Source organism: Paraburkholderia aromaticivorans (assembly GCF_002278075.1).
Taxonomy (GTDB): Bacteria; Pseudomonadota; Gammaproteobacteria; order Burkholderiales; family Burkholderiaceae; genus Paraburkholderia; species Paraburkholderia aromaticivorans.
The window spans coordinates 525,135-549,556 of the sequence record NZ_CP022991.1 but is presented as its reverse complement, the minus strand read 5'-3'; the positions used below and the strand labels follow the sequence as shown (position 1 = coordinate 549,556).

General features: G+C 60.7%; 23 protein-coding genes and 1 pseudogene. 6 read left to right on the top strand and 18 right to left on the bottom strand.

All coding sequences use genetic code 11. The annotated features are described in order from the left end of the window. Positions 1-113: 113 nt before the first annotated feature. Together CJU94_RS42450 and CJU94_RS35525 are read left to right on the top strand one after the other, a co-directional pair. Positions 114-245, top strand: coding sequence for an AraC family transcriptional regulator N-terminal domain-containing protein (locus CJU94_RS42450; protein ID WP_341868385.1), 132 nt, complete (start codon positions 114-116; stop codon positions 243-245). A 577-nt stretch (positions 246-822) separates the two neighbouring features. After that, positions 823-2,565, top strand: coding sequence for a methyl-accepting chemotaxis protein (locus tag CJU94_RS35525; RefSeq protein WP_095423309.1), 1,743 nt, complete (start codon positions 823-825; stop codon positions 2,563-2,565). A gap of 253 nt (positions 2,566-2,818) precedes the next feature. On the opposite strand, the gene CJU94_RS35520 is transcribed toward CJU94_RS35525, so the two are convergent. Continuing rightward, on the bottom strand, positions 2,819-3,241 hold the full coding sequence (locus CJU94_RS35520; RefSeq protein WP_157763855.1) for a substrate-binding domain-containing protein: 423 nt from the start codon (positions 3,239-3,241) through the stop codon (positions 2,819-2,821). A gap of 192 nt (positions 3,242-3,433) precedes the next feature. On the opposite strand from CJU94_RS35520, the gene acnB reads away from it, so the two are divergent. Further along, the gene (gene acnB, locus CJU94_RS35515) at positions 3,434-6,019 is read left to right on the top strand and encodes a bifunctional aconitate hydratase 2/2-methylisocitrate dehydratase (protein ID WP_095423307.1); all 2,586 of its coding nucleotides are present in this window, start codon (positions 3,434-3,436) and stop codon (positions 6,017-6,019) included. 196 nt (positions 6,020-6,215) lie between these two features. On the opposite strand, the gene CJU94_RS35510 is transcribed toward acnB, so the two are convergent. The 3 genes from CJU94_RS35510 to CJU94_RS35500 form a co-directional block, all read right to left on the bottom strand. Next, on the bottom strand, positions 6,216-6,899 hold the full coding sequence (locus tag CJU94_RS35510) for a hypothetical protein (RefSeq protein WP_095423306.1): 684 nt from the start codon (positions 6,897-6,899) through the stop codon (positions 6,216-6,218). Positions 6,900-7,045: 146 nt separating this feature from the next. Next, a complete protein-coding gene (locus CJU94_RS35505) occupies positions 7,046-7,693 on the bottom strand; it encodes a DUF429 domain-containing protein (RefSeq protein WP_095423429.1) in 648 nt (215 codons plus the stop codon). Between the two features lie 219 nt (positions 7,694-7,912). Then, positions 7,913-8,497 (bottom strand): TetR/AcrR family transcriptional regulator, encoded by a 585-nt coding sequence (locus CJU94_RS35500; protein WP_095423305.1) that lies wholly within the window; start codon positions 8,495-8,497, stop codon positions 7,913-7,915. Between the two features lie 118 nt (positions 8,498-8,615). Here CJU94_RS35500 and CJU94_RS35495 point away from each other — a divergent pair, with 118 nt between their 5' ends. Continuing rightward, a complete protein-coding gene (locus CJU94_RS35495) occupies positions 8,616-9,608 on the top strand; it encodes an SDR family NAD(P)-dependent oxidoreductase (RefSeq protein ID WP_095423304.1) in 993 nt (330 codons plus the stop codon). A 223-nt stretch (positions 9,609-9,831) separates the two neighbouring features. Here CJU94_RS35495 and CJU94_RS35490 read toward each other — a convergent pair whose 3' ends face one another. The 9 genes from CJU94_RS35490 to CJU94_RS35450 all read right to left on the bottom strand — a co-directional run bounded on the left by CJU94_RS35490 (position 9,832) and on the right by CJU94_RS35450 (position 17,757). Continuing rightward, positions 9,832-11,310 (bottom strand): CHASE2 domain-containing protein, encoded by a 1,479-nt coding sequence (locus tag CJU94_RS35490; RefSeq protein WP_095423428.1) that lies wholly within the window; start codon positions 11,308-11,310, stop codon positions 9,832-9,834. Between the two features lie 38 nt (positions 11,311-11,348). Beyond that, complete coding sequence (locus CJU94_RS35485; RefSeq protein ID WP_244221120.1) at positions 11,349-11,963, bottom strand: OmpA family protein; 615 nt, start codon at positions 11,961-11,963, stop codon at positions 11,349-11,351. A gap of 14 nt (positions 11,964-11,977) precedes the next feature. Beyond that, positions 11,978-12,430 (bottom strand): FecR family protein, encoded by a 453-nt coding sequence (locus CJU94_RS35480; RefSeq protein WP_095423303.1) that lies wholly within the window; start codon positions 12,428-12,430, stop codon positions 11,978-11,980. A 296-nt stretch (positions 12,431-12,726) separates the two neighbouring features. Next, complete coding sequence (locus tag CJU94_RS35475; RefSeq protein ID WP_095423302.1) at positions 12,727-12,963, bottom strand: hypothetical protein; 237 nt, start codon at positions 12,961-12,963, stop codon at positions 12,727-12,729. 44 nt (positions 12,964-13,007) lie between these two features. Next, a complete protein-coding gene (locus CJU94_RS41505) occupies positions 13,008-13,181 on the bottom strand; it encodes a hypothetical protein (protein WP_095423301.1) in 174 nt (57 codons plus the stop codon). A gap of 962 nt (positions 13,182-14,143) precedes the next feature. Continuing rightward, on the bottom strand, positions 14,144-14,599 hold the full coding sequence (locus CJU94_RS35465; RefSeq protein WP_095423426.1) for a RidA family protein: 456 nt from the start codon (positions 14,597-14,599) through the stop codon (positions 14,144-14,146). Positions 14,600-14,843: 244 nt separating this feature from the next. Then, positions 14,844-15,395, bottom strand: coding sequence for a carboxymuconolactone decarboxylase family protein (locus CJU94_RS35460; RefSeq protein WP_095423300.1), 552 nt, complete (start codon positions 15,393-15,395; stop codon positions 14,844-14,846). Between the two features lie 360 nt (positions 15,396-15,755). Then, a complete protein-coding gene (locus CJU94_RS35455; protein ID WP_095423299.1) occupies positions 15,756-16,727 on the bottom strand; it encodes an AraC family transcriptional regulator in 972 nt (323 codons plus the stop codon). A 151-nt stretch (positions 16,728-16,878) separates the two neighbouring features. Continuing rightward, the gene (locus CJU94_RS35450; RefSeq protein ID WP_095423298.1) at positions 16,879-17,757 is read right to left on the bottom strand and encodes a helix-turn-helix transcriptional regulator; all 879 of its coding nucleotides are present in this window, start codon (positions 17,755-17,757) and stop codon (positions 16,879-16,881) included. A 98-nt stretch (positions 17,758-17,855) separates the two neighbouring features. Here CJU94_RS35450 and CJU94_RS35445 point away from each other — a divergent pair, with 98 nt between their 5' ends. Then, entirely contained in the window at positions 17,856-18,746 is an 891-nt protein-coding gene (locus CJU94_RS35445) for an SDR family oxidoreductase (RefSeq protein ID WP_095423297.1), read from the top strand. Between the two features lie 165 nt (positions 18,747-18,911). Here the strand turns inward: CJU94_RS35445 and CJU94_RS35440 are convergent, their stop codons facing one another. The 3 genes from CJU94_RS35440 to CJU94_RS35425 form a co-directional block, all read right to left on the bottom strand. Next, a complete protein-coding gene (locus CJU94_RS35440; RefSeq protein WP_095423296.1) occupies positions 18,912-19,367 on the bottom strand; it encodes a TIGR02594 family protein in 456 nt (151 codons plus the stop codon). Positions 19,368-19,947: 580 nt separating this feature from the next. After that, entirely contained in the window at positions 19,948-21,393 is a 1,446-nt protein-coding gene (locus CJU94_RS35430; RefSeq protein WP_095423295.1) for a DEAD/DEAH box helicase, read from the bottom strand. Positions 21,394-21,834: 441 nt separating this feature from the next. Then, on the bottom strand, positions 21,835-22,461 hold the full coding sequence (locus CJU94_RS35425) for a DJ-1/PfpI family protein (RefSeq protein ID WP_095423294.1): 627 nt from the start codon (positions 22,459-22,461) through the stop codon (positions 21,835-21,837). Between the two features lie 176 nt (positions 22,462-22,637). Here CJU94_RS35425 and CJU94_RS35420 point away from each other — a divergent pair, with 176 nt between their 5' ends. Beyond that, the gene (locus tag CJU94_RS35420) at positions 22,638-23,972 is read left to right on the top strand and encodes an aminotransferase-like domain-containing protein (RefSeq protein ID WP_095423293.1); all 1,335 of its coding nucleotides are present in this window, start codon (positions 22,638-22,640) and stop codon (positions 23,970-23,972) included. A gap of 28 nt (positions 23,973-24,000) precedes the next feature. Here the strand turns inward: CJU94_RS35420 and CJU94_RS35415 are convergent, their stop codons facing one another. Together CJU94_RS35415 and CJU94_RS42640 are read right to left on the bottom strand one after the other, a co-directional pair. Continuing rightward, a complete protein-coding gene (locus CJU94_RS35415; RefSeq protein ID WP_095423292.1) occupies positions 24,001-24,282 on the bottom strand; it encodes a hypothetical protein in 282 nt (93 codons plus the stop codon). A 29-nt stretch (positions 24,283-24,311) separates the two neighbouring features. Further along, positions 24,312-24,421: pseudogene (locus CJU94_RS42640) on the bottom strand (SOS response-associated peptidase family protein); the annotation flags it as partial. Position 24,422: the final 1 nt, after the last annotated feature.

The following is a 24,422-nucleotide window of genomic DNA, read 5'->3' as shown; positions in this document are numbered from 1 at the left end:
GCACTCCAGCATTGCGCGGCGAATAACAGATGGCAAATCCGCCCAAAGCCGCTGTGGGAAACCGTCCCGGTGTTCTCATGGCCGATTCTGATGGAGCGCTTGCTGACTGAGCCCTGCGACTCGTTCGTCTGCTCGACACTCCGAATGCAATCGGGACGATTGCGCCATTGGTAATCCGCGAGATGTGCTACTGGATTCTATTCCGTATCAGGAGCAGCCTCGTCTTGTTGAGGCCCGACGGTTGATGTTGTCTCAGTCGCGAGAGGCCGAAGAATGCCGGCATTCACAGGCGGCAGCTATGGCCAAACGGGGGCGATGCCAACGCGGCGAGTCGAGTCATGAATAGGAACGGCCATTACCATGTTCGCATGAACGGCGTGTGACCTCCCCTTCTCCTGCGTGAAGTGAAGGCTCGTTGCTCAACGTCTCGAGTCGCCACAGTGAAAAAAACCACCGTGATCCGGCTATATCGTGGACCGGCGCACGGGACCGTGGACATTTGGTTTGTATAACTTACGAATGAATAGTGTCATGTAGTCGCTTAAAATAACAATCGGACAAAAGCGACTCGCTCACTGCCGTCGCCTGCGAGCCTAACAAGATGCTTCTCTCATAAAGAAATTCAATAGCGCGCCAACGTTTGCGAGCCGCCCCTTGGGGAAGCTCCGCCCTTCAGCATGTCGGTCCCATCGCCGTTGTACCTGATGCGGGTGACTGATTCGTCCGTTCAACAGGAACAAGGCCGCATTCCAGCATCCTCCAGGGCGATAACGCAACAGCGCTCCGCCATCGTCGTCATTACGCTTTCAATGGAATCGAAACATGAACCTTAATCAGCTGTCAGTGAAGGCCCGGCTCGCGTGGGCGTTCGGCGTATTAGCCGCGCTGGTTCTTGTCGTCTCGGGCCTCTCATTAAAGGCGTTGAGCGATTCAAACGACCGGTTTTCAGCTTACATATCGGGCGCGAACGCCCGCGAAGACGCAGTCGTGAGCGTTCGGACCGCGGTTGATCGACGCGCCGTCGCCGCCCGTAATCTCGTGCTGGTGACAAAACCGGAGGATCTGGCGGTTGAAAAAGCCGCGGTGACGCAAGCCCACGAAGACGTCGCGACCCACCTTCGAAGGCTTAACGAAATGATCGCCACTGCCAGCGACGTGAGCCCGCAGGCGCGCGAGTTCGTGGCGGAGATCAATCGGGTCGAATCGCTCTACGGACCGGTTGCGCTGGCTATCGTGGAGCTTGCCCTGAACGGCAAGCGGGACGCAGCCATTGCCAAGATGAATGACGAATGCCGGCCCCTGCTCGCCGCATTGGTCAAGGCGACGAAGGCTTATGCGGATTACACCAGTAGCCGTGAGTCGCAGTTGGTCAAGGAAGCGGCTGAGCACTATGCCAGTCAACGGAATGTGATCGTCGCGATCTGCCTCGCGGCGGCCTTGGCTGCGGCGCTGGCGGGTGTGTTGATTACCCGCAGTTTGACGCGGGCTCTCGGCGCCGAGCCCGCCGCGCTGGGTGAAGTCACCCAGCGCGTGGCGGGCGGGGATCTGAGCCCCGTTCCGGGGGCGCAGAATGCGCCTGCCGGGAGCGTGCTCGCCTCAATGGGCGAGATGCAGGCAAGCCTCGTTCGCCTGATCGGCCAGGTTCGCGCCTCCGCGGACAGCATTGCCACCGGTTCGGGTCAGATCGCATCTGGCAACGTCGATCTTTCTTCCCGCACGGAACAGCAGGCCGCGTCGCTGCAGGAAACCGCCGCGAGCATGGAAGAGCTGACGGCAACGGTGAAGCAGAATGCCGAAAACGCGCAGCAGGCCAGCTCACTCTCGGCCAATGCTTCCGAAGTGGCGGGACGGGGCAACGAGGTTGTCAGTCAGGTCGTCGATACGATGGGCGAGATCAGCACGAGTTCCACCAAGATCGCGGATATCACGGGAATCATTGAAGGGATCGCTTTCCAGACCAACATCCTCGCGTTGAACGCGGCGGTGGAAGCAGCCCGCGCGGGCGAGCAGGGACGCGGCTTCGCGGTGGTCGCAAGCGAAGTGCGCAGCCTTGCCCAGCGCTCGTCCGGCGCGGCAAAGGAAATCAAGGATCTGATCAACGCCTCCGTGCAGAAGATCCAGAATGGCTCGTCGCTGGCGAATCAGGCGGGAAAGACGATGTCTGAGGTCACGCAGGCCGTGGCGCGCGTGACCGACATCATGGGCGAGATCGCCGCCGCGTCGACCGAACAGAGTCGGGGCATCGAGCAGGTCAATCAGGCGATCACGCAAATGGACGAGGTCACGCAGCAGAACGCCGCACTGGTGGAAGAAGCGGCGGCCGCGTCGAAATCACTCGAGGATCAGGGGCGGCAATTGAACCAGGCGATTTCATTCTTCCGTCTGGACGCCCAGACCGCTACGCATGCAACGGGCGGATCTGCCAGTCCGTCAAACCTCCCGGCCACCCGCGCGGCGCGACCGGCGACAAGGAAGGCCGCAACGCCGGCCCGGCCGGCCACAGTGCCTTCTCTGGCAGGTGCCAGCGCAACGGCTGCCCACAGCGAAGGCTGGGACGCGTTCTGAGTTTGCCTGAACGACGTCAACAGCGGAGCCCGCCATGGAAACGATTGAAAAGGTTCAGGCCGCTATGGCCGCAAGATTCAACGGCGCGGCCAACCGCGCCTGCTGTCCGGTATTCCGTCCTGTTCCATTGAAAAGCTATCCGCATTTATAGCAACGATATCGGCGGACCCAGCTATTGCCGTAGAGCCAAATGCTCTGCCTTATCGATAGCACTCGCGCTGCGAATCGCTTCGCAGCGCGACGACTTGAATTGTCACTGGGCGGTCAGATCACCACTCTTGAGATCAGGCCTGCCTTGCAGATAGTCCACCGCGACCTGGACCGCTTCGCCCATCTCGAGCGCGGCATTCTGCAGGCTGGTGCCGACCATTGTGCCGCTCTGAACCTCGCGCATGCCGTCCTTGATGTCGCCGATGCCGCCAATGCCGTCGGTGCCCGCTACCACGATCTTGCCGTCAAGCCCCTTCGCCTTGAGCGCCTGAGACGCACCAATCGCCATGTCGTCGTTCTCGGCAATGATGCCGTTCATCTGCGAGATTTGCGTGTTGACATCCATGTTCGCGCCGACCCATAGCAGATCGACGTTGTTTGCCGCCGCAATCTTCGGTGCGCGCTGCTTGCCCCACGCCACCCACGCGGCATACCGTAGAGCGCGGATCCAATCACCGGATTTCAAGGCCCGCGCGTCGTAATGCCCCATCTCCCGGCCCTTCAAATGCCCGTTTCTGGACGCCCGACTCTTATATAAGATATAAGATGTTTGACCCCGGACGCCTACCCCTTTAAAATTGCACCCAAGCACTACCCGGCACAGCCACGGCGGGCCGGGAAGCCGTCCCCTGAAACGCCAACATCCGCAGGTTCTTTCATGCTTGAAAACTTTCGCGCTCACGCGGCCGCACGCGCCGCGCTCGGTATTCCTCCCCTGCCGCTGACCGCCCAGCAGACCGCCGAGCTGGTGGAACTCCTCGCCAACCCGCCCGCAGGAGAAGAGCAAACCCTGCTCGACCTGATCACCAACCGCGTGCCCGCCGGCGTCGACGAAGCGGCCCGCGTGAAGGCCGGCTTCCTCGCCGCCGTCGCCAAGGGCGAGGCCGCTTGCGCGCTGATCTCGCGCGCCCGCGCCACGGAACTGCTCGGCACCATGCTGGGTGGCTACAACATCCAGCCGCTGATCGAACTTCTGTCGGACGCCGAAGTGGGCACCGTTGCCGCAGAAGCGCTGAAGAAAACCCTGCTGATGTTCGACGCGTTCCACGACGTCAAGGAACTGGCCGACAAGGGCAACGCCAACGCGAAGGCCGTGTTGCAAAGCTGGGCCGACGCCGAATGGTTCACGAGCCGTCCGGAAGTGCCGCAAAGCCTGACCATCACCGTGTTCAAGGTGACGGGCGAAACCAACACGGACGACCTCTCGCCGGCGCCGGACGCCACCACCCGCCCGGACATCCCGCTGCACGCGCTGGCGATGCTGAAGAACGCCCGTCCCGGCATCACGCCGGAGGAAGACGGCAAGCGCGGCCCGATCAAGTTCATCGAATCGTTGAAAGAAAAAGGCCATCTGGTCGCCTATGTCGGCGACGTGGTTGGCACCGGCTCCTCGCGCAAGTCGGCCACCAACTCGGTGCTGTGGTTCACGGGCGAAGACATCCCCTTCATACCGAACAAGCGCTTCGGCGGCGTGTGCCTCGGCGGCAAGATCGCTCCGATCTTCTATAACACCATGGAAGACGCGGGCGCGCTGCCGATCGAACTCGACGTGTCGCAAATGGAAATGGGTGACGTGGTCGAACTGCGTCCCTACGAAGGCAAGGCACTGAAGAACGGCGCGGTGATCGCCGAATTCCAGGTCAAGTCCGACGTGCTGTTCGACGAGGTCCGCGCCGGTGGCCGCATTCCGCTCATCATCGGTCGTGGCCTGACGGCCAAGGCGCGTGAAGCGCTCGGCCTGGCTCCGTCCACCCTGTTCCGCCTGCCGCAGCAGCCGGCCAACACCGGCAAGGGTTTCTCGCTCGCACAGAAGATGGTCGGCCGTGCGTGCGGCCTGCCGGAAGGCCAGGGCGTGCGTCCGGGCACCTACTGCGAACCGAAGATGACGTCGGTCGGCTCGCAGGACACCACGGGCCCAATGACCCGCGACGAACTGAAAGACCTGGCGTGCCTCGGCTTCTCCGCCGACCTCGTCATGCAGTCGTTCTGCCACACCGCCGCGTATCCGAAGCCGGTCGACGTGAAAACGCACCAGACGCTGCCGAACTTCATCAGCAACCGTGGCGGCATCGCGCTGCGCCCCGGCGACGGCGTGATCCACTCGTGGCTGAACCGCATGCTGCTGCCCGACACCGTCGGCACCGGCGGCGACTCGCACACGCGCTTCCCGATCGGCATCAGCTTCCCGGCGGGTTCGGGCCTGGTTGCCTTTGCGGCCGCCACCGGCACGATGCCGCTGGACATGCCGGAATCGGTGCTGGTTCGCTTCAAGGGCAAGATGCAGCCGGGCGTCACCCTGCGTGACCTCGTCAACGCGATTCCGCTGTACGCGATCAAGCAAGGCATGCTGACGGTTGCCAAGCAAGGCAAGAAGAACATTTTCTCGGGCCGCGTGCTCGAAATCGAAGGTCTGCCCGATCTGAAGGTGGAGCAGGCGTTCGAACTGTCGGACGCATCCGCGGAGCGTTCGGCTGCCGGCTGCACGGTGCACCTGAACAAGGAGCCGATCATCGAGTACCTGAACAGCAACGTCACGCTGCTCAAGTGGATGATCGCGCAGGGCTACCAGGACCCGCGCAGCCTGCAACGCCGCATCAAGGCAATGGAAGCATGGCTCGCCGACCCGCAACTGCTGTCGCCGGACGCGGACGCCGAGTACGCAGCCGTGATCGAGATCGACCTCGCCGACATCCATGAGCCGATCGTCGCCTGCCCGAACGACCCGGACGACGTGAAGACGCTGTCCGACGTGGCCGGTGCGAAGATCGACGAAGTGTTCATCGGCTCCTGCATGACCAACATCGGTCACTTCCGTGCCGCGTCGAAGCTGCTGGAAGGCAAGCGCGACATTCCGGTCAAGCTGTGGGTCGCGCCGCCGACCAAGATGGACCAGAAGCAGTTGACCGAAGAAGGCCACTACGGCGTGTTCGGCACGGCCGGTGCTCGCACCGAAATGCCGGGCTGCTCGCTGTGCATGGGCAACCAGGCACAGGTGCGCGAAGGCGCGACGGTCATGTCCACGTCGACCCGTAACTTCCCGAACCGTCTGGGCAAGAATACGAACGTGTACCTCGGCTCGGCCGAACTGGCGGCAATCTGCTCGCGTCTGGGCAAGATTCCGACCAAAGAGGAATACATGGCCGACATGGGCGTGCTGACCGCCAACGGCGACAAGATCTACCAGTACATGAACTTCGACCAGATCGAAGACTTCAAGGACGTGGCAGATACCGTCGCGATGTAAATGTAATGACGAGCTACGGCGTGCACTGCGCGTTGTAGCTGACAAAAAAAGCGCCGCAGGTGTTGAACCTGCGGCGCTTTTTTGTTCATGCGGAGATTAAACCGGTTAGCTCGAAGTCGACGTCATGTCGTTCTTGATGTTCTTGCAAAACGCCTTGTTGATAGCGCCTGAACCGGGCCGGCTTTGGCGCCTGTTCTTATCGAGGACGTCTCGGTGATTCGCCACTACGCCCGACAGCCTTGTTACGGCGGTAGACGAATGCGCCGAGCGCAATCGCGATGAGGACGACAGGCGCCAAACCGGCACTCAGTCCGCTCACGCCGCGAGGCTCGCTCGCGCCGGAGGCCGCGGAAGCGACAGTTGGTAATGAGGCTTGGCTTGCGACCGGTTGCGGGAGCGCGACGCCGGCTGCACTCCCTTGGCGCACCAAGGACGCTTCGGATGTCGGCAATGCCTGGGATGCAGGAAGAGCACTGGTATCAGACGCAAGGGCGTAGGCATCAGAAATAGGCGCGATCGAGCCTGGCGCCGTCGTGGCCGACGCAACAGCCGGACCGGAGACAGTCGCCGTGGCGGCATTAGCCGACTTCGCCACCGCCTTCCACTGCGAGAACACCGTGTCAATACAGTGGACGTCGGTACAGGCGTTCCGCGTTTGCCTCCATCGGGCAATTTGCTCGGGCGACAGCTTCCCGGCACTCAGCAGAGCCCGTTGCTCCGCGAAGATGTCGTCATACTCGTTGTTCAGAATTGCGTGGTCGCATATGACGCGCTCAGCCGGTTGACGCGTGGTCGAACATTGAATATCGCTCGCCCATGCTCCGGTCGAACCTAACGTTGCCACTGACAGCAGCACTGCGCTGAATAGCTTGAGATGCATCGGTCCTCCTTGAATAGGGTTGCCATGCCTTCATAGCGGCCGCCCGCGAGCGACATCTTGCGCACCCGAGACGGCGCCATGAGCCCCGTGACAGTGTTTCCGCACGAGGCGTGCCAGCGCCGCTTCAGTGGTGAGACCGGCCTGCCCTAAATCCATTTGCGGCCAGTGGCAGCAGGCACGACAATGAATCCGCCCAGCTTATCCCCGTACGCCACGATCTCTCCTTTCAGCAAATAATTCGCCGTCAAGGCACACAGCGTGGCATCCACTTCGTCGATAGACCTCAACGAGGTCGTTTCAATTCCTGCATCTTCGAGAATTTCTCGACGCTGAGTTCGCTTGCGCTTTGCAGATGCGATTTCTGACCCGAGAAAGGCACTGGTTATTGCATGGGGAAACGTCTCAAAGCAGACTCGTTCGCCAATTTTTCGCTCGTTATTGAATAGTGGAAAATGTGGCGCGAACGCCTGATAGATACGCTCGCCGTTAAACATCCAGCCGTAAAACCCGCTTTTGCTGGCCTTGGCCAGCTCACGAGTCGGCGTGGCGAACGAAAAGATTCGTCGCCGTGCGAGTTCCTTCTCTGCTTGCCTTCCAGCGTCACCGGCCCGCCATAGACAGGGTGCGTCAATACCCACCGCGGCGACCCCGAATTGGAGGCATATTTCGAGCATATGCTCCGGCGCCTTCTGGCTGAGGTTGCACACAATCTCGGTGCCACGCAAGATAACGAGGTGATTGCCCTTCCGGTCTCCCCCAATGTCGATTCCTGCTACAGCTTGTCCCGAGCTCATCATGCAATTGCCCTTTTAGATAAGTCCCAGCGTTCGCAGCGGAGGCACGCAAATAACCCGCCGCATGCTCGGCGTAGAACACCATGGGAGCCACGTCTCCGGATATGCGCTAGTGCCGGCACCGAACCGTTCGTCGACACTGCCCGGCCAAAAAGCAATGCCGCCCGAACAGGAGGTTCGTTCGGAGTTCGGAGTTAGGAGTTCGCACCAGGGCAGAGCCTACCCGTCGATTGGCCTGGATCCCAGCAATAGTATGTGCACCAGCCTCCTGGCACTTTGTTGCCAGTCTGGAGCCGAAGCTACGTTCGATACGCCAACCAGTGCGCGCAGCAGGTCCAGTGGCTCGAGATCTGCCCGTACATCTCCACTCTCAACCGCTCGGTCAACTAGCGTCCGGATTGCCGCCTTGATCTGTTTTCCCGAGCACTCGAACAGTTCGGACGACGCCCCACCCACTATCGAATTCAGCGCAGGCGCAATGATTTTCTTTGTCGCAATGTAATCGACGAACAGCAGCATCCATTCTCTGAGGGCGTCACGTGCGGGCAACTCGTCTGTCAGGCGAAGCTGCTCTTGCGCGAGCCGCTCAACCTCCGCGCGATACACGCTCTCCAATAAGGCTTCGCGCGTGGGGAAATGGCGATACAGCGTTCCTGGACCAACGCCCGCCTGGCGGGCGACATCATCCAGGCTGATATCGCTGCCTTCGTGTGTGAAAGCCATCTTTGCAACCTCAAGGATGCGCTCGCGATTACGCTGAGCGTCCGCTCTCGGTTTCCTTTCTTTCGGCATGGAATCAGTCATGGGCAAATCGGCACTTGCAAACGGAGAGATACTCCGCTTATCATTTATAAAACGGAGATTAACTCCGTTTTAGCGGGTAGCATAGGTGGCGTCAATCTTACAGTGACGGAGAGATGGCATGACCGAACATTTTGGTGCGACATCAACAACCGACGACGTACTGTCGGGCATCAAGCTTCACGGCAAGCGAATTCTGGTGACAGGCGTATCTGCCGGGCTTGGCGTCGAGACGGCAAGAGCCCTCGCGGCCCGCGGCGCAACCGTTGTCGGTGCAGCGCGCGATTTGAGCAAGGCGGAACGCGCAACCAGCGGCGCGCAGCAAGAAGCGGCTGCAGGTGGTGGGAGTATCGAGCTGATCGAGCTTGACCTGGCGAGTCTGGCCAGCGTTCGGGCGTGTACCGACAAGTTACTCGCCGAGGGCAAGCGGTTCGACGTCATCATCGCCAACGCAGGCGTCATGGCGACCCCCAAAGGCACGACAGCCGATGGTTTCGAGACCCAGTTCGGGACCAATCACCTTGGCCATTTCGTTCTGGTGAACCGGCTCGCAACCCTGCTTTCGGCGGGAAGCCGCGTCGTGATGCTCGCGTCGTCAGGTCATCGGTTTGCACACGTCGACCTCGACGACCCGGACTTCGAGCGTACGCCGTATGAGCCGTTCGTGGCATATGGACGGTCGAAGACAGCCAACATCCTGTTCGCGGTTGAGTTCGACCGGCGGCATCGAGCTCGCGGCGTGCGAGCTGCCGCGGTCCATCCAGGTGGCATTCACACTGAATTGGGACGTCACATGGGCGAAGAACAGTTGACCGCGTTCGTTGAGACGATTAACAAACAACTGGCGTCCGAAGGCAAAGATCCTTTCCAGTTCAAGACCATTCCACAAGGTGCGGCCACCTCCGTATGGGCTGCCGTGGTCGCGTCTGCTGAAGACGTCGGCGGCCGATACTGCGAGAACTGCCACGTAAGCGATGTTGTTCCTGACGAGGCCGTGATTACACCTGTCAGCGAGGGCGTTCGAGGCTATGCGCTCGACCCTGTCAATGCGGAGGCGCTGTGGCGTAAGAGTGAGCAGATGGTCGGCGAATCCTTTGCCGTTCCGGCCCGCTAGCACTACCCGGCGAGTCACCTGACTCCATGTATGAAAGAGACGGCCGTGTGGACTGTGCGATGGCAGTTTAATCCTGGCTTGATGCAGGTTTGCGGGGCAGCTCGGCTCAATACCTCACCAAACCAGGCGCATCCTGTCTGCCGTCTGCCCTCGTCCCGTTTGCTCGCCTCGCCGAATCTTTTGCATGGCGAAGCGAAGCCTGATCAGTAGATACACCTGAGGGTCATGGCGCCTTGCCGGCGCGCTTGTCGTCGCCTTCCCGCTCCGGCGCGCGCACGGCTTCCGCTCTGGTTTGTTCGTCGAGGCGGAGTAGCGCGGGCGAAAGGAAGCAGCCCATCACCGCGGACAGGATAATGAAAATCGAGGCCGCATCGACCAGCAGCCCGAACCGCATGAAAATAAGGAAGCAGCACAGAAGGTTCAGCAGATGCAGGCATATCCCCAAAGCAGTGACTCCTTTGGGGAGGGTTCTTATGAATAGCGCGAACCGCGAATGGGGGCGCGGCACATACCAGATGATCAGCAACCCGAACGACATGATCAACGCGCATTCTGCCCATTTCAGCCAGGTGGGGCGGCGCAGAAAACGCCCCTCGAAAATCGTTTCGATAACCTGCGCCTGAATTTCAATACCCGGCACCAGCTCCCCCAATGCCGTCGTGCGCATGTCAGTCACGCCGGCCCCGGTCAATCCGAGCAGCACCAATTTGCTCCGGATCCGTTCCGGATCGACTGTTCCCTGCAGGACGTCGCGGGCCGATACGTAGCGGCTCAGCGTCGACCGAATGGAGGCGAAATGCAACCAGATGTCCCCGCCGGGTTGCGTGGGCACCAGCACGTCTGCGACACCCAACGCTTGCACGCCCGACGTGTCGGCAAAGACGCCGATCGCCGCTGAACCCGTGGCGAGGCGGAGCATTTCAATCGGCAGACTGGGGACCAGCTTCTCCCTCAAGCCCATGATGAGGGGAATATGCCGGATTACGCCTTGTTCGACCGCCACGCTCAGCATCGCCTGTCCGTGAGCCGCCGCCTGCAGTTCCGGCAGGCTGGCGAGCACATAGTCGAACCGTTGCACGTGGTCCAGCGGGTCGGCGCCATGCACGAGAATCGGAGCGCTTCGCAGATCGGTGCTGGTGGCGACGCCCGCATGATCGAGCGCCGCGGCACCCAGGATGGTCGGCGCCGCGCGCAACGATCTGGCGAGGATGGCTTCGTGACTGGGCAGCGCCCGTAAGCCGGCGGCGAGAGTCGCAGCCGTTTTCGGCAGATTGCCGGCGACCTTGTCCGGGGAGGTCTGATCCGGCTCCGGCATGTAGATGTCGAGACCGATAGCCAGCGGTTTCAGTGCCGCAATGGCATCGATCAGACTCGCGAGTCGATTTCGCGGCCAGGGCCATTGACCGACGGTTGCGAGCGTCTCCTCATCGATCTCGACAATGGTCACGGGCTGGGCAGTCGGAAGGCGCGGAAAGTGACGCTGATACTGATCGAATAGAATTTGCCGGGCTGTTTTAAAAGAGTCGGGAAGCGCCTCGTCGAGCGTGTCCACGAACGCGGGACGCGCTATGTCGCTCGGCCATTCGCTGCACAGATTGAGCAGGCTCAGGCCAAACAACACCACGAGTGCCACCGGACGCCCCTGAGCCGCCCTCAGCAGATTCCTGATCCGGGCATGCCATGGGTCGAAAAAGCGTTTCATCGACGGAAAGGCCATTTAGCGCCGATGACGGGCGCGGGTCATTGGAGTGTGATGACTGCGCGCCGGTTCATGCGATTGGGAACGCCGTCTGCGGTGGGCACCAGTGGCTCTCGCTTGCCCCGGGCAGCAGTCTCCACCTGTTGGGCAGGAATGCCTTGCTTGATCAGGAATGCTGCAACTGTCTTTGCCCGCTGCATGGAAAGCTGGTCGTTGAATTGATGAGAGCCCGCCAGGTCAGTATGACCGACCACCACGAGCTGCGGCGCAGGCCAGGTCGCGAGAACGGCTTTTAGCTGTTTAACCGTGGCCGTCGACTCAGGGGCCAGTTCGGTAGCCGAATCAAAGAGAAAAAAGATCGTAAATGTCATGGGGCGAGGCGGCCGGGCCGCAAGCAGCTCGCCATATCGCGTCTCCACGGCGGATTGGCTATCCATCGTTTTTTCGATGGTTCCGCTCCTGGTGACGTCGACCCCGGCGTAGGCTTTGTCTATTTTCTGCTCTCCGGCGGCGCTGTGGACAACGACCGCGCCGACTTTGCCATCAGGATCCGGCAATAGAATAATTTTGTCCGGCGTGCCGCACCCAGCGAGGAAAAGCAGCATGATGCACGCCGCGGCAAAGGCCAGCCCGTGAAGTCGAATTGCAGCCTTCAACGTACCCCTCCCCTTCATTTATCGCCGACTTCGATGATGAATTCGGTGCCGCGCACGCCCAGCGTGGTAGTCGGCGTGCTGAAGCGGACCGCATCCGGATTCGCCTTCGCCAGCTTCCCGGAAATCACAGCGAGGGAACCGCGTTTAATGGAGGCGTCGAGCGCCCCCTCATGGGTCGTGGTATTGAAGGCGAATTTGTTGAGCTCGAGGATGGTATTGGCGCCCGCCGAGAGTTGGGTGGTGTCCCGCAGGGTGATGCCCACCGAGGATTCCGGGCCTGTCACGATGCGATCGCTGCCGTAGACCTCGCTGCCTATGGTCGCACCCGAACTTCCTCCAGCCCGCTCGATCTGCACCGTACCCCTAACGGTCTTGACGACGCCGGCAGCATCCGCGGCCAGCGCATCGGCGGCTGCCATGCACCCGCAGGCAAGAATCAAGGCATATCTGATGGTTCGAAGACGCATCGGTGGCACCTGACTGCGTAAGGCTGCTTTCCGCGGGGCAGCACGGCACCCCCATGTCGACCCGGCGTTGCGAGCGAGCAATCCCCAACTGTCCGTGGCGCGCGCTTGTGAAGGACCTGCAGAAATACTGCTCTTGGAAGTCGGGTGGAGACGTGTCTGCTGCATCGAACAGAGTATGGGCCCGAACCGAACGATTCTGTGCGGTTCCGCGCATATCGCACCAGACACTTCTACGGGAGCTGAGTACCCGGTACCCGAATACTCACTGGACTCCGTTTGCTGGATTGGCGCTCCGCTTAAGCGTCTTCCATGACGTATTGGCGACGTGCGTCGGAGAGCGCGGCAGTTACCGCGGTCATCTCCTCAACGCCACCCGTTAAGACATCGATGAAATGCCAGTTGTGACCGTCAGGCGCGGTTGGCACAAGCCGCGCGGGCAAGCCGACGCGATAGGCCGGACCGAGTCCGGCCGCTTCGAGCTTCGTGTTGATCAACTGCTGGATCTCCTTGGCGGAGCGGATTTCCTTGCTCATGCGATGTACTCCCGCAGGTCCCGGGACATGCCCGGGGGCGAAGCCTAGCTGCCGGCTTCGTCAGTGGGTGAGGACTCACCCTTCGTTTCTTCGTGCTTGATGTGCGGCTTCTTTCCCGGCTGCGGCGCGTGATCCGCGTCGGGCGCGACATCTTCGCCGTGATGCCTTTTTTCCTGGTGCACTTTCTTATCGTGCGCGATGTTGCGGGGATCAGTCATTGAGATTCCTCGACGGTGAATGAACGGGCCGCGCAAAATTGCGCTCCCCCCGAACGACTGCGCAGATTCCGGGCCAGCTATGGGACGTGATCGGTGTCGAAGCGTTTCGTCACCCCGAGCGGTCGATGAGGGACCGCCGGTAGTCGCATGGTAGGGATACCACGGGCGTTCCAGAAGCCGGGAAGAGGATTGGCTGCGTAACGGCGAAAAGTTCATTCTGGCCAGTTAAACGGCGAATAACGCCAAAATCCCGAATGCCGGTTCAAGCCGCTGGGGACTTCTTACTCGTGCTTCCGACATCATAAGGAGCAGGATGGCTCGTATCGAACCTGAGATCGTCGGCCAGCGAAACCCAACGTCCGATATACGCCGGCGGAAAACTGCCAGCCGTTTGAAGCGCACAGCAGGAACAGCACACACAATTACGGTCCAAGAGGTGTGGGCAGGGTCTGGATTCAGTAAGGCTGCGTTACCTGCGCGTCAACGGCATCTGGTTGTACTGTGGTGCACGCGTGGAGCACGCCGCATTTGCATAGCGACTATTCTATCCGGGGCTGTGCTTCGTCTTTTCAGAACGAGAAAACCGGCAATGCGTGCCCGTCGAACCAGCAGCGCCCCGGACATCACCAGTCACACCGGACATGCACGCTTCGACCGCCGGGTGAGTGGGCCCAGCACATTCGATCTGCTGATCGGAAATCTTTAGAATCCCTACGTCGGTATTTCGTCGTGCGCTTGACTCTTCCGTCGGAGCATGCCGATTTCACGAGTCATTTTGTTTCTCAACCAGACAGACGCAAGAGCATCCAGGCAATCGTTCACATTCGACTGGCGCGTCGAAATTGAAAACGGATGAGCACTCGCGGGCGGCGGGCACAGAATTCGTTCCGCTCCCAATGTCAAACAACGAAACACTGGCTCGCATCGACTTTAACCATCTTCGCGCGGTCGACCCACGCCCGTCACCCCTTCAACTCAAAAATGCTGTCGATCTCGACCGGGATGCCCATTGGCAACGAATGCACTCCCAGCGCGCTTCGAGCCGGCAGATTGTCTTGCCCAAACAGCGTCAGCAAGAGGTCGCTGGCGCCATTGGCCACTTGCGGATGTTGGACGAACGACTGTTCTGCACGCACGTAGACTGTTAGCCGGCTGCATCGTCCGACGTTGTCGAGTCCGCATGCCTCGTCGACACAGGCCAGGATCATGAGCATCGTCAGGCGCGCCGCGTCTTGCGCCTGCTCCAGAGACATATCGCGGCCGACCATGCCGACGATTGGCTTGCCGTCTTTGAAAGGGCCGAGTCCGGATACATACAGTTGGCTCCCCGAAACGGAAACCGTTCGATAGGAGCCAAGCGGCTTGATGGGCGACGGCAATTTTAGGCCCGCTTGCGCGAGGCGCTCGAATACATTCATGTTCGGGCTCAACGTAAGAAGAAGAGATAGATTTGGCCTGGTGAATATAGCGCGGTGCGGTGAGTTCGCGCGTCCGATGCAGCGGACGACGCTCGTCGGTTGCGGATCGATTCCGCCTGCCGAAATGAACGACTGCTCGCGCACTAGCGCTGTGCTTGCGGATGGTTGCCTGACTTCCAACGCGTTGATGTAATCGAGCAGTTCGGCCAACGCATCACATATCGAGAAGCGTGCGAGTCCCGTTTTACAGATGCTGATGTGTACGCACCACGGGAAAGTCAATCTCCGTGTTTGTAACGACGTTGGCGTAGTTGGTCAAGACGCTCAGTGCGATGTGCACGACAATCTCGACGATCTGCGCATCCGTGTAGCCAGCCCCCTTGACGACGCGCAGATCGTCGTCGGAAACGCGGCCACGCTCACGCGCGACCTTCGCGGCGAACTGCACGGCAGGGGCGGCCTTTGCATCATTCGAGCCACCATTTCGATTGGCGGACATTTCCGCTTCGTCGAGCTTCGCCACGTTCCTTCCCAAATAGCTGTGTGCCGACATGCAATAGTCGCAGCCGTTGATTTCGGCGACGGCGAGAGCGATACGCTCGCCGGTTTGGGCTGGAAGCGCGCCTTTTACCAAGGCTCCGGCCAGACCGAGGTAGCCCTCGAGCGCTGCAGGGCTGTTGGCCAGCAGGCGAAACAGATTCGGCACAACACCCAGTTTCTTGTTGACGGCCTCAAGGAAGGGCTGGGAAGCGGCGGGTGCATCTGCGATCGTGGCGGGTATCTGAAGACGGGACATATTGGTTCTGCCTTTGGAAACAAGAGAAATTGTCGAAAACACCTGACGCAAGCGCGGGTGTTGCAACGAGAAGTGTTATCGCAAGCCGCGTGAGCAACTTGCGCATGAAAGATCCGAGCCATAGTGCGTGAGAGCCTTTCTCCTCTTCTGATACGGGAGGACCTTGGCTATCCACTCTAAAGAACGTACCCTGGACTGACCATATCCCGGCGTCTGATTTGCATGATCTATCGTCCGATCGACGCACCCGGACAAGCGGAGCAGCTCGACCCGCGTGGGCACTGACGCAATGCCGTTGAAACGAAACCGCCACAATGACAGTTCAACCGACGAATCGAGCCAACGGTGTGAAAAGGACTGTCAAAGGAGTTCCGAACTTCGCGCGACAAAGGCCCCTGTCTGTTCGATTCGATGCGCGTCCCGCGGTGGATAGCCGAACTCCTCCTTGAAGGCGCGACTGAAGGCAGCCTCCGAACCATAGCCGGCACCGTGGGCCACTTCGGTCACCTTCAAGGTTCCTCCGCGTAGCAAGTCTGCTGCGATCGTCAATCTCCACCGTGTCAGATAACGCAACGGTGGAAGTCCCACCACCGCCGTGAAGCGGTCCGAAAACATCGATCGTGACATCATCGCCGTCTCGGCGAGCGCCGAGACCGTCCATGCACGGTTAGGTTCCAGATGCATTGCGTTCAACGCACGGCCGACGCGTTCGTCACTCAGTCCGGACAGCCAGCCGACCCGATCGCCTTGCCGGCTAACCCACATCCGCAAGGTGCGGATAACGAGCAAATCGATGAGCCGCGAGATCATCAGCGCTGACCCTGGCCCGGCGCTACGCGATTCCACGTCAAGAAAATGCGAGATGGAGGCCAGCCAAGGGGGTTCGCTGACTTTGTCGCATGTCAGATGAATCAGCCCGGGAAGTCCGGTGAGCAAAGAGCGTAACGGCGCCCCGTCAAAATAGAATGATCCCGCGAGAAAGGATCCTGCGATTCGGTCGTCAGCCGCCCATCTGAACGTCTGAGCCTGTCTGCTGGGAGTAAAGTCCACCGCCGCCTCAAAGCGTTGATGTGCTTTCCTGTCCGGCTCGCTTCGAATCGTATGTCCATCCGCATGAGGCAAAAGAACGAAGTCGCCTGAGCGCAGCATCACGGAGGCGCCATTGCGTTGAGACACTGACAGTTCGCCGGTGCGCAAATGCAAAAACGTCGCCGGTCCTGGCGGAAAAGTCACCTCGGTAGAACTGCCCAGCTCGCCGTGGAAAACGTGGTCCCCGCGAAGGCGAATCAGCTTGAGTACCTGGGACAGGACATCGGCGTGCTCGGACGGCATGGGTTACTCCTCTGGGGCATATTCACAAGACCGCCGCCATCAACGATGTGTGCGAAGTCAAGAGTTCGAGCTTTGCACACACATAGCGGCTGCTGGCCGATCAGAGGGCGCCTCGCGTCGAACCGCAATCGGCCCGGAACAGTCGCCGAAGTCATCCAGCCCGTACATCCTCATCCGGCACATCTTCGGCCACGGCGTCGCGCTGATGTCGTGCGGCGAGCGCCTTGATTCGCTGGGCGACTTCACTATCGAGCGGCGTATAGACGATCAAGCCCAGGTCTGGTCGGCCGTCAACGGAAAATGCCGAGTACTCCAGTTCGACCGGACCCAGCGTGGGATGCTGAAGTCGCTTGACGCTGTCTCCTTCGCTCTGGTTAAGTACTTCGTTGTCCTGCCACAGCGCGTCGAACTCCGCGCTAAGATCGCGCAATTCGGCAACCAGCTCGCCGACCTCGGACGCGAGACCGGCGCGAGCCACATCTGCTCTGAACGCACCTACCACGACACGAGCGACGCTTTCCCAGTCGTGCTGCTTCGCACGGACGGCGGGATTGCGGAACAGGAATTGGAGAATATTGCGCTGACCGGGCGGCAAGGTCCCGTAATCGGTCAGCACCACTGCGGCGGCATGGTTCCAGGCAACGACATCCCAGGTAGCGGTCTTGATGATCGCCGGACTGGCGTCGAGCGAATCGAGCAGTCGCTGCAACCGAGGATTGACCGTGTTGACGGGGTTATAGCGGACCTCGGGCGGCCGCCCAAGCCCGAGCATGAAAAGATGCTCACGCTCGGCAAGCGTCAGCATCAGGGCACTGGAGATCCGCTCCAGCACTTCCGCAGAAGGCGCGCCGCCACGCCCCTGTTCGAGCCATGTGTACCACGTCGGGCTGATATTAGCGCGCTGGGCAACCTCTTCACGGCGTAGTCCAGGCGTTCGCCTGCGCCCAGTCAATCCAAAGCTCGCGGGGTCAAGGCGCGTCCGGCGGCTTCTCAGAAAAGCTCCAAGCGAGCTGGGGGTATTGACTGACATAGTGAACCTGTTAGTCACTTTACTATGATGAGATCACTACTTTAACGGGATAACAAATGATCGGATAGTGGATGCCTGACGACCAAGGAGGCTTCACCATGCGTATTTTCCTCACAGGTGCGACTGGCTTCATCGGTTCGGCGCTCGTTCCCGAACTCATTCAGGCCGGTCATCAGGTGATTGGTTTGACGCGCTCGGACGCGGGAGCGCGAGCGCTCATCGACGCGGGCGCCGAGCCGCATCGCGGCACGCTCGATGAACCGGAAAGCTTGCGCAGCGGCGCCGCAAAGGCAGACGGCGTTATTCACGCGGCGTTCGACCACGATTTCACCCGGTTCGCCGAGAATTGCGAGAAGGACAGGCGCGCGATCACCGCCCTCGGCGCCGCACTCGCGGGTTCCGATCGACCGCTGATCATCACGTCGGGGACCGGTATGGGCAGCGGCCAGCACGGCGAACCCGCGACCGAAGACGTCTTCAACGCCAGTCATCCCAATCCGCGCATTGTCTCCGAACTGACGGGACAGGCCCTGCTGCAAGAGGGCATCAACGTGTCGGTGGTACGACTGCCGCAAGTTCACAATCCGTTCAAGCAGGGCCTCATTGGGCCGCTTATCGACGTGGCTCGTGAAAAAGGCGTAGTTGCCTATGTCGGTGACGGAAGCAACCGCTGGCCCGCCGGCCACCTATCCGACGTCGCGCGTCTCTATCGCCTCGTCCTGGAGGCGCGCGAACCGGGCGCGCGTTATCACGCTGTCGGCGAGGAAGGCATCAGCAGTCGCGAAATCGCCGAGGCACTGGGTCGAGGCCTTGAATTGCCGGCCATTTCGATCGCCCCGGAGGAAGCCGCGGCGCATTTCGGATGGATGGGGATGTTCGTCGGGCTGGATATGCCCGCTTCGAGCGCGTGGACACAGGCGCGGTTGGATTGGCACCCGGCAGGACCCACGCTGATCGCGGATCTCGACGAAGCGCGGTACAGGAAATAAGCGTCGTTTCTTGAGGTTGCATTGCACGACGTTCCCTCGCTCCAACCTTGTGCCCCGAGCCGGGTGGATGCCCGCCATGCGCATGTCGTCGATCATGCGCTGGCGCAGTGGCCGTTAGCGGCGTTGCCGATTCCGTTCACGCGACGCGTGGAATGCGGGCCTCACCTACGGCCAGCGATACGCCAATACGCGGTCTAGCGGATAAGCCAATTCACGCACCTCTTCAAGCTGATTGCCTCCGAACAGGTGAACGTTCCGCGCGTCTGATCCCAGAAAGAATCCCACATGCCCCTTCCATTCAACGGCATCGTCGGCAGTCAACACTGCCACGCAGCCGTAGATAGGGGCGGCGAGCTCATTTCCCCAAGTCAGCCAGGAGCGGGCCAACGCCGACCGCGTTCCGGCAATGTCCGATTGCTTCATGCACCAGTTGAGGAATGACGAACACCATGCGATCTTGTCGTCGTAGCCTGCCAATTGAGTGCTTTCGTTATACTCCGCGATCCTCGGGTTGCATTCGCCCACGCCGTAACGCTTGACACCTCGCTCCTTGAAGGCGATATCCATCCAGACGGGCGTGAATCCGTTCGTTGCTTGCTTGTCGCGATGCCCTTGAATCATCCGCGCGCTCCTTACAGACACTGTTCTTCCACTGGGCCGTAGATGGCACGTGGCTCATCAGATATTACCGCCCAGTATCGGTCGCCATAGGACCCGTGCCACCATTCCGACGGATAGTGACGAAACCCGCGGCGATCATAGCAGTCGCCAACAACTGACGGTTGCCCTGCGCCTGCCGGCTGATGAACCGACAGGCTGTGTAACACACACCCGATGACTCTTCATCAGTGGCGTTCAACACGCTTCCCATATCGGCCGCGTGCCGCCTCATGCAATCGCCATGCGCGGCTTCACCCTCGCACGGCTGCGAGCCGCAGCACGCGACCCTGAGCAGTAGTTCACGATGAGCCGGTCAAACCACGGCTCGCGTGTGAGAAGCGGACACCTTCGCCAGAGTCGACCTCGATCGGACACTCGCTACGCACGATTTCAACGTCAGTTCGACTCCGAAGTTGTCATCGATCCTCGCGTGAGTGCGCCCCTACCCGCCAACCTGATGCACGCCGAAGCCGTACCGGTGTCTGCCAGCGAACCTCAAACCGCCAGCCTGTTCCACGGCTGGCGTTACTCATCTCACTGATCAGGGTTGGCGTTTGCCGCGGCCACCAGCGGGTTTGCCAGCCGGCTTGTGTGAACTCGCAACGGGCCTGCCGGCGGGTTTGCTACGCGGCTTTTGCACGCTGAATGGACTACCGCTGGACAAGCCTGTGCCTTTATCCGCGGCCACAGCGCGTTGCGCCGCAGGCTTGCGTTTGTTTTCGCCACTTTGCGGGCGCGTTTTTTTGCTCGGCTCCTGCACGGCACGCGGCGCAGCTTGCGGCACTTTGGACTTCTTGGGCTTTTTGGGTTTCTTGATGATCTGGCCCGTCGCGCTCGTCTGCGGCACGCGGTGTTCTGCCTCAAAACCCGGCTCTTCTTCGCGGGGCAGCGTTTGCCGGATCAGCGCTTCAATCGCGGCCAGTTGCGGCGCTTCATCGGCACACACAAGGGACACCGCCACGCCGCTGGCGCCCGCGCGTCCGGTACGGCCAATACGGTGCACATAGTCTTGCGCCACGATCGGCAGATCGACGTTGATCACCAGCGGCAGGTCGTCGATATCGAGCCCGCGCGCAGCCACATCGGTGGCTACCAGCATATGTACTTCGCCCGACTTGAAGCGCTCCAGCGCACGCAGGCGCGCGGGTTGCGGTTTGTCGCCGTGGATGGTGTCGACCGCATAGCCCGCTTCATCCAGCATGGCCGCGAGGTAATCCACGCCATTGCGGGTTTTGACGAACACCAGCGCGTGCGTCCAGTCGTTCTCAGCCACAAGGTGCATGAAGAGGTCCGGCTTGTTCCTCTTATCCACCGGCACCACCCACTGCTTGATCCTGCTGGCCGTGGCGTTGGGCGGACTGACGCTGATATTGACCGGGGCGTGCAGAATACTCGCCGCCATGGCGCGGATATCATCGGTAAACGTGGCAGAGAACAGCAGGGTCTGGCGCTGAGCGGGCAAGGCAGCAAAGACGGCGTTGAGTTCGCGCGCAAAGCCCAGATCAAGCATACGGTCGGCTTCATCCAGCACCAGCGTTTGTACTTGATCGAACTGCACTGCGTTCTGGCGGTTGAGATCCAGCAAACGGCCCGGCGTGGCGACGAGCACATCCACGCCTTTGCGCAACTTCATCATCTGCGGGTTGATACTCACGCCGCCGTAGGCGGCCAGAAATCGTAAGTCGAGGCCTTTGCCGTATTCGATAAAGCTTTGCAGCACCTGTTCGGCCAGTTCACGCGTGGGCACCAGCACCAGAACACGCGCGCGGTTGCTCGACACCGCCGGGCCGTGCTGCACCAGCCGTTGCAACAGCGGCAGCGCAAAACCCGCCGTTTTGCCGGTGCCGGTCTGTGCCGCCGCCATGACGTCCTTGCCGCTGAGCACAGCAGGAATCGCCTTGGCCTGCACCGGCGTAGGTGCCTGGTAATTGAGGTCCTGCACATTACGCAGCAAGGGATCGATCAGGCCAAGCGAGGCAAAAGACATGGACGCATTCCGGGCTAAAACCGCAATTCTAGCGGTTACCGCCTGATTGCACCGCGCAGATCAATGGTCAAGAAGATCGCCGTTGAGCGCCATTGAAAAACGTAGCGGTGCCGGGCGCCGCGTCGGCAAGCGGTTCTACGAGACACGAATGGGCGGCGCTGCCGCCACCGCCATTCCCAATCGCCGCCTGATGCGCAACGACGGCGGCACAAACTGCAGCGGAGCAATTCTCTTCTGGCAAGGTACGGCTTCCTACTCATTCATGAATTCTGTCGCTTCGTTTGGGTTATCGCGACACAACCATCAGGCTTCCGCCGATCGACCTGCGACTTCATATCGGCAATCTCCTGATTCGTATCGCGTGCATTGCAATACGCGTAAGGCGAGCGACGACCTCACGCACAAACCGCTTGCCCATGCACGACTTGGGTCCGACGTTCATCAAACTGGACTGAGATCTACTGGCGAGTCCTGCATGAACGGCTCGATGTGTCGCATTGCACGCGAAACGTATTCATCCTTTTCGCCTACAGGGGCGACGTAGTGAACCGCGCTGGCAGCTTCGGCGATACCGGCAAGCCGGCCAATAATCCATGCGGCGAGGTACTGCGAGGCAAGGCATCCGCCCGCGGTCGCGACGTTGCCGCTGACGAAGAATGGCTGGTTCAATACCTCAACCCCCGCCTCCTGAACCCATGGTTTCGTTGTCAGATCTGTGCAGGCGGAAACGCCGTCGAGTAATCCCAGTTTGGCAAGGATGAGCGTGCCCGAGCATTGCGCCGCGAGAAGCTGTCTTGAAGGATCAAGTTTTAGCTGCGCCATGATTGCCGCATCGGCTGCGATCTCGCGGGTCTTGATCCCGCTGCCGATGACCACGGCATCCGCGGCGCTTGCCTCCGCCAGAGACACATGAGAGTCGAGAACGACCCCGTTCATTGACCGGACCTGCTTCGTTGGACTCGCGATGGATACGCGCCATCCTGCCTTCTTGACCCGGTTGAGAATGCCAAGGGCGATGAGCGAGTCGAGTTCGTTGAAACCGTCAAAAGTGAGTATGGCGATATGCATGCTGAGGGACTCCTGAGCGACCCGGATGGGGGGGGTGGAGCGGCTGCGGACCACGGAAATTTCGCCATTGCGGCTCACTCCCGGCGCAGTGCGGATCCGAAAAATTGCGAGAGATATCCAGCATCTTAGGGACGACAACCAATACAATCAAATAATTGTCATGGATACATTTGCCTGTGGCCACTCCCCGCTATAAGACCCTCGTCGACGCCCTTGCTGCAGATATCCGGGCGGGACGGCTCTCACCCGGCACTCGCCTGCCGACGCATCGCCAGCTGGCAGCGCGGGAGGGAATCGCCCTGGTCACGGCCTCGCGCGTGTATGCGGAACTCGAAACGATGGGGCTGGTCAGCGGAGAAACGGGGCGAGGTACGTTCGTAAGGGAGACCTCGCTGCCGCCCGGACTGGGCATCGAACAGCACGCAAGCGTTGCGGGCCTGACTGATCTCAACTTCAATTCGCCATCCGTGCCAGGTCAGGCGGAATTGCTGAGAAGCGCCTTGCGGCAGTTGGCTTCGTCAGGCGATCTCGAAGCGTTGCTGCGGTATCAACCGCACGCAGGACGAATGCATGAGCGTGCGGCTGTCGCGCGTCACCTTCTGACGCGGGGGCTGTCTGTCGAAGCCGAACAGGTCCTGATTGTCAGCGGTGCCCAACATGGGTTGACGGCGATCGCGATGGGCCTGTTTCGTCCGGGTGATGTCATCGCAGTCGACGCGTTGACCTACCCCGGCTTCAAGCTTCTCGCTGAGACGATGCGCCTCGAACTTGCTGCCATTCCCGCTGACGGCAACGGTCCCGATCTCAGGGCGCTAGAGCGCTTGTGCAGTCGCCGCGCCGTTCGCGCTGTCTATGCGATGCCGACATTGCATAATCCGCTCGGGTGGGTGATGCAGGACCAACAGCGGCACGACCTCGCGGCGATCGCCCGGAGGCACGGCGTACTTATTGTCGAGGACGCGGCTTACGCCTTCCTCGTCGAAAATCCGCCGGCTCCGCTAGCGGCGCTTGCGCCCGAGTTGACCGTGTATGTATCGGGCCTCTCGAAGAGCGTCGCCACCGGATTGCGCGTTGGATTTGTGGCGGCGCCGGATAAATTCGTGCCGCAGATCGAGCGTGCCATTCGGGCTACGACGTGGAACACGGCCGGTGTGATGACCGCGGTCGCTTGCAACTGGCTTGGCGATGGGACGGTCGCACGGCTCGAAATCGAAAAACGCCAGGACGCCATGACCCGTCAGTCGATGGCCGGAGAAGTCCTGACCGGAATACGCCGTATCTGCCATCCAGCGTCGTACTTCATCTGGCTTCCTCTGGCGGACGAGGTTCGTGCGGATCAGGTCGCCATGTCACTCGTTCGCGAGAACATCTCCGTGTCGACTGCCCAGCCATTTGCGACATCCGAACATGTGCCACATGCAATCCGGCTCGCCCTGGGGTCCGTTGACCTCGACTCGCTGAGGCAAGCGCTGGAAAAAGTAAAGAATGTCATTGGCAGGTACACGTATTAAGGCCTGCCGACACTGGCCCCTGCTGATTTCATGCGTCGGTCAAAATTGACCTGGCCTGTTCGAGAAGAGCATGCGCCGCGGCAAACTCGTTGCGTCCAGCCATGGTTAAGGCGGCGTGGGCAGTACGAGCAAATAGCTCGTCGTTGGATCTCGCAACCCTATGCGAAACGGCGCCAGACTGATCGTCCCGTCGAAAAAGTTCGAGCAGCTGGAGCGCGCTTGCGCGCCGGTCCGGCGGACCGGCCGTAGCGAGAATTTGCGCCGCGGCCGCCAGTTGTCGCTTGGCCAGCAGGAGTTCAGAACCGTCCATGGCACCATCCTCATGAGATGCAGTCGCCGGTACGTGCCAGGATATTTGACGTCGCAGGTCGCTGGCCTGCCCGCAGGGCAACATTGATAACGCATTGGCTTCACCAGGCGCCCCCGTTTTCGACGACCATCACGGGCGCG

Excerpts from the sequence above, each read along its gene's own strand:
- CJU94_RS35525 (WP_095423309.1), top strand. The coding sequence starts at position 823 with ATGAACCTTAATCAGCTGTCAGTGAAGGCCCGGCTCGCGTGGGCGTTC.
- acnB (WP_095423307.1), top strand. The coding sequence starts at position 3,434 with ATGCTTGAAAACTTTCGCGCTCACGCGGCCGCACGCGCCGCGCTCGGT.
- CJU94_RS35510 (WP_095423306.1), bottom strand. The coding sequence starts at position 6,899 with ATGCATCTCAAGCTATTCAGCGCAGTGCTGCTGTCAGTGGCAACGTTA.
- CJU94_RS35505 (WP_095423429.1), bottom strand. The coding sequence starts at position 7,693 with ATGAGCTCGGGACAAGCTGTAGCAGGAATCGACATTGGGGGAGACCGG.
- CJU94_RS35500 (WP_095423305.1), bottom strand. The coding sequence starts at position 8,497 with ATGACTGATTCCATGCCGAAAGAAAGGAAACCGAGAGCGGACGCTCAG.
- CJU94_RS35495 (WP_095423304.1), top strand. The coding sequence starts at position 8,616 with ATGACCGAACATTTTGGTGCGACATCAACAACCGACGACGTACTGTCG.
- CJU94_RS35490 (WP_095423428.1), bottom strand. The coding sequence starts at position 11,310 with ATGAAACGCTTTTTCGACCCATGGCATGCCCGGATCAGGAATCTGCTG.
- CJU94_RS35480 (WP_095423303.1), bottom strand. The coding sequence starts at position 12,430 with ATGCGTCTTCGAACCATCAGATATGCCTTGATTCTTGCCTGCGGGTGC.
- CJU94_RS35475 (WP_095423302.1), bottom strand. The coding sequence starts at position 12,963 with ATGAGCAAGGAAATCCGCTCCGCCAAGGAGATCCAGCAGTTGATCAAC.
- CJU94_RS41505 (WP_095423301.1), bottom strand. The coding sequence starts at position 13,181 with ATGACTGATCCCCGCAACATCGCGCACGATAAGAAAGTGCACCAGGAA.
- CJU94_RS35465 (WP_095423426.1), bottom strand. The coding sequence starts at position 14,599 with ATGAATGTATTCGAGCGCCTCGCGCAAGCGGGCCTAAAATTGCCGTCG.
- CJU94_RS35460 (WP_095423300.1), bottom strand. The coding sequence starts at position 15,395 with ATGTCCCGTCTTCAGATACCCGCCACGATCGCAGATGCACCCGCCGCT.
- CJU94_RS35455 (WP_095423299.1), bottom strand. The coding sequence starts at position 16,727 with ATGCCGTCCGAGCACGCCGATGTCCTGTCCCAGGTACTCAAGCTGATT.
- CJU94_RS35450 (WP_095423298.1), bottom strand. The coding sequence starts at position 17,757 with ATGTCAGTCAATACCCCCAGCTCGCTTGGAGCTTTTCTGAGAAGCCGC.
- CJU94_RS35445 (WP_095423297.1), top strand. The coding sequence starts at position 17,856 with ATGCGTATTTTCCTCACAGGTGCGACTGGCTTCATCGGTTCGGCGCTC.
- CJU94_RS35440 (WP_095423296.1), bottom strand. The coding sequence starts at position 19,367 with ATGATTCAAGGGCATCGCGACAAGCAAGCAACGAACGGATTCACGCCC.
- CJU94_RS35430 (WP_095423295.1), bottom strand. The coding sequence starts at position 21,393 with ATGTCTTTTGCCTCGCTTGGCCTGATCGATCCCTTGCTGCGTAATGTG.
- CJU94_RS35425 (WP_095423294.1), bottom strand. The coding sequence starts at position 22,461 with ATGCATATCGCCATACTCACTTTTGACGGTTTCAACGAACTCGACTCG.
- CJU94_RS35415 (WP_095423292.1), bottom strand. The coding sequence starts at position 24,282 with ATGGACGGTTCTGAACTCCTGCTGGCCAAGCGACAACTGGCGGCCGCG.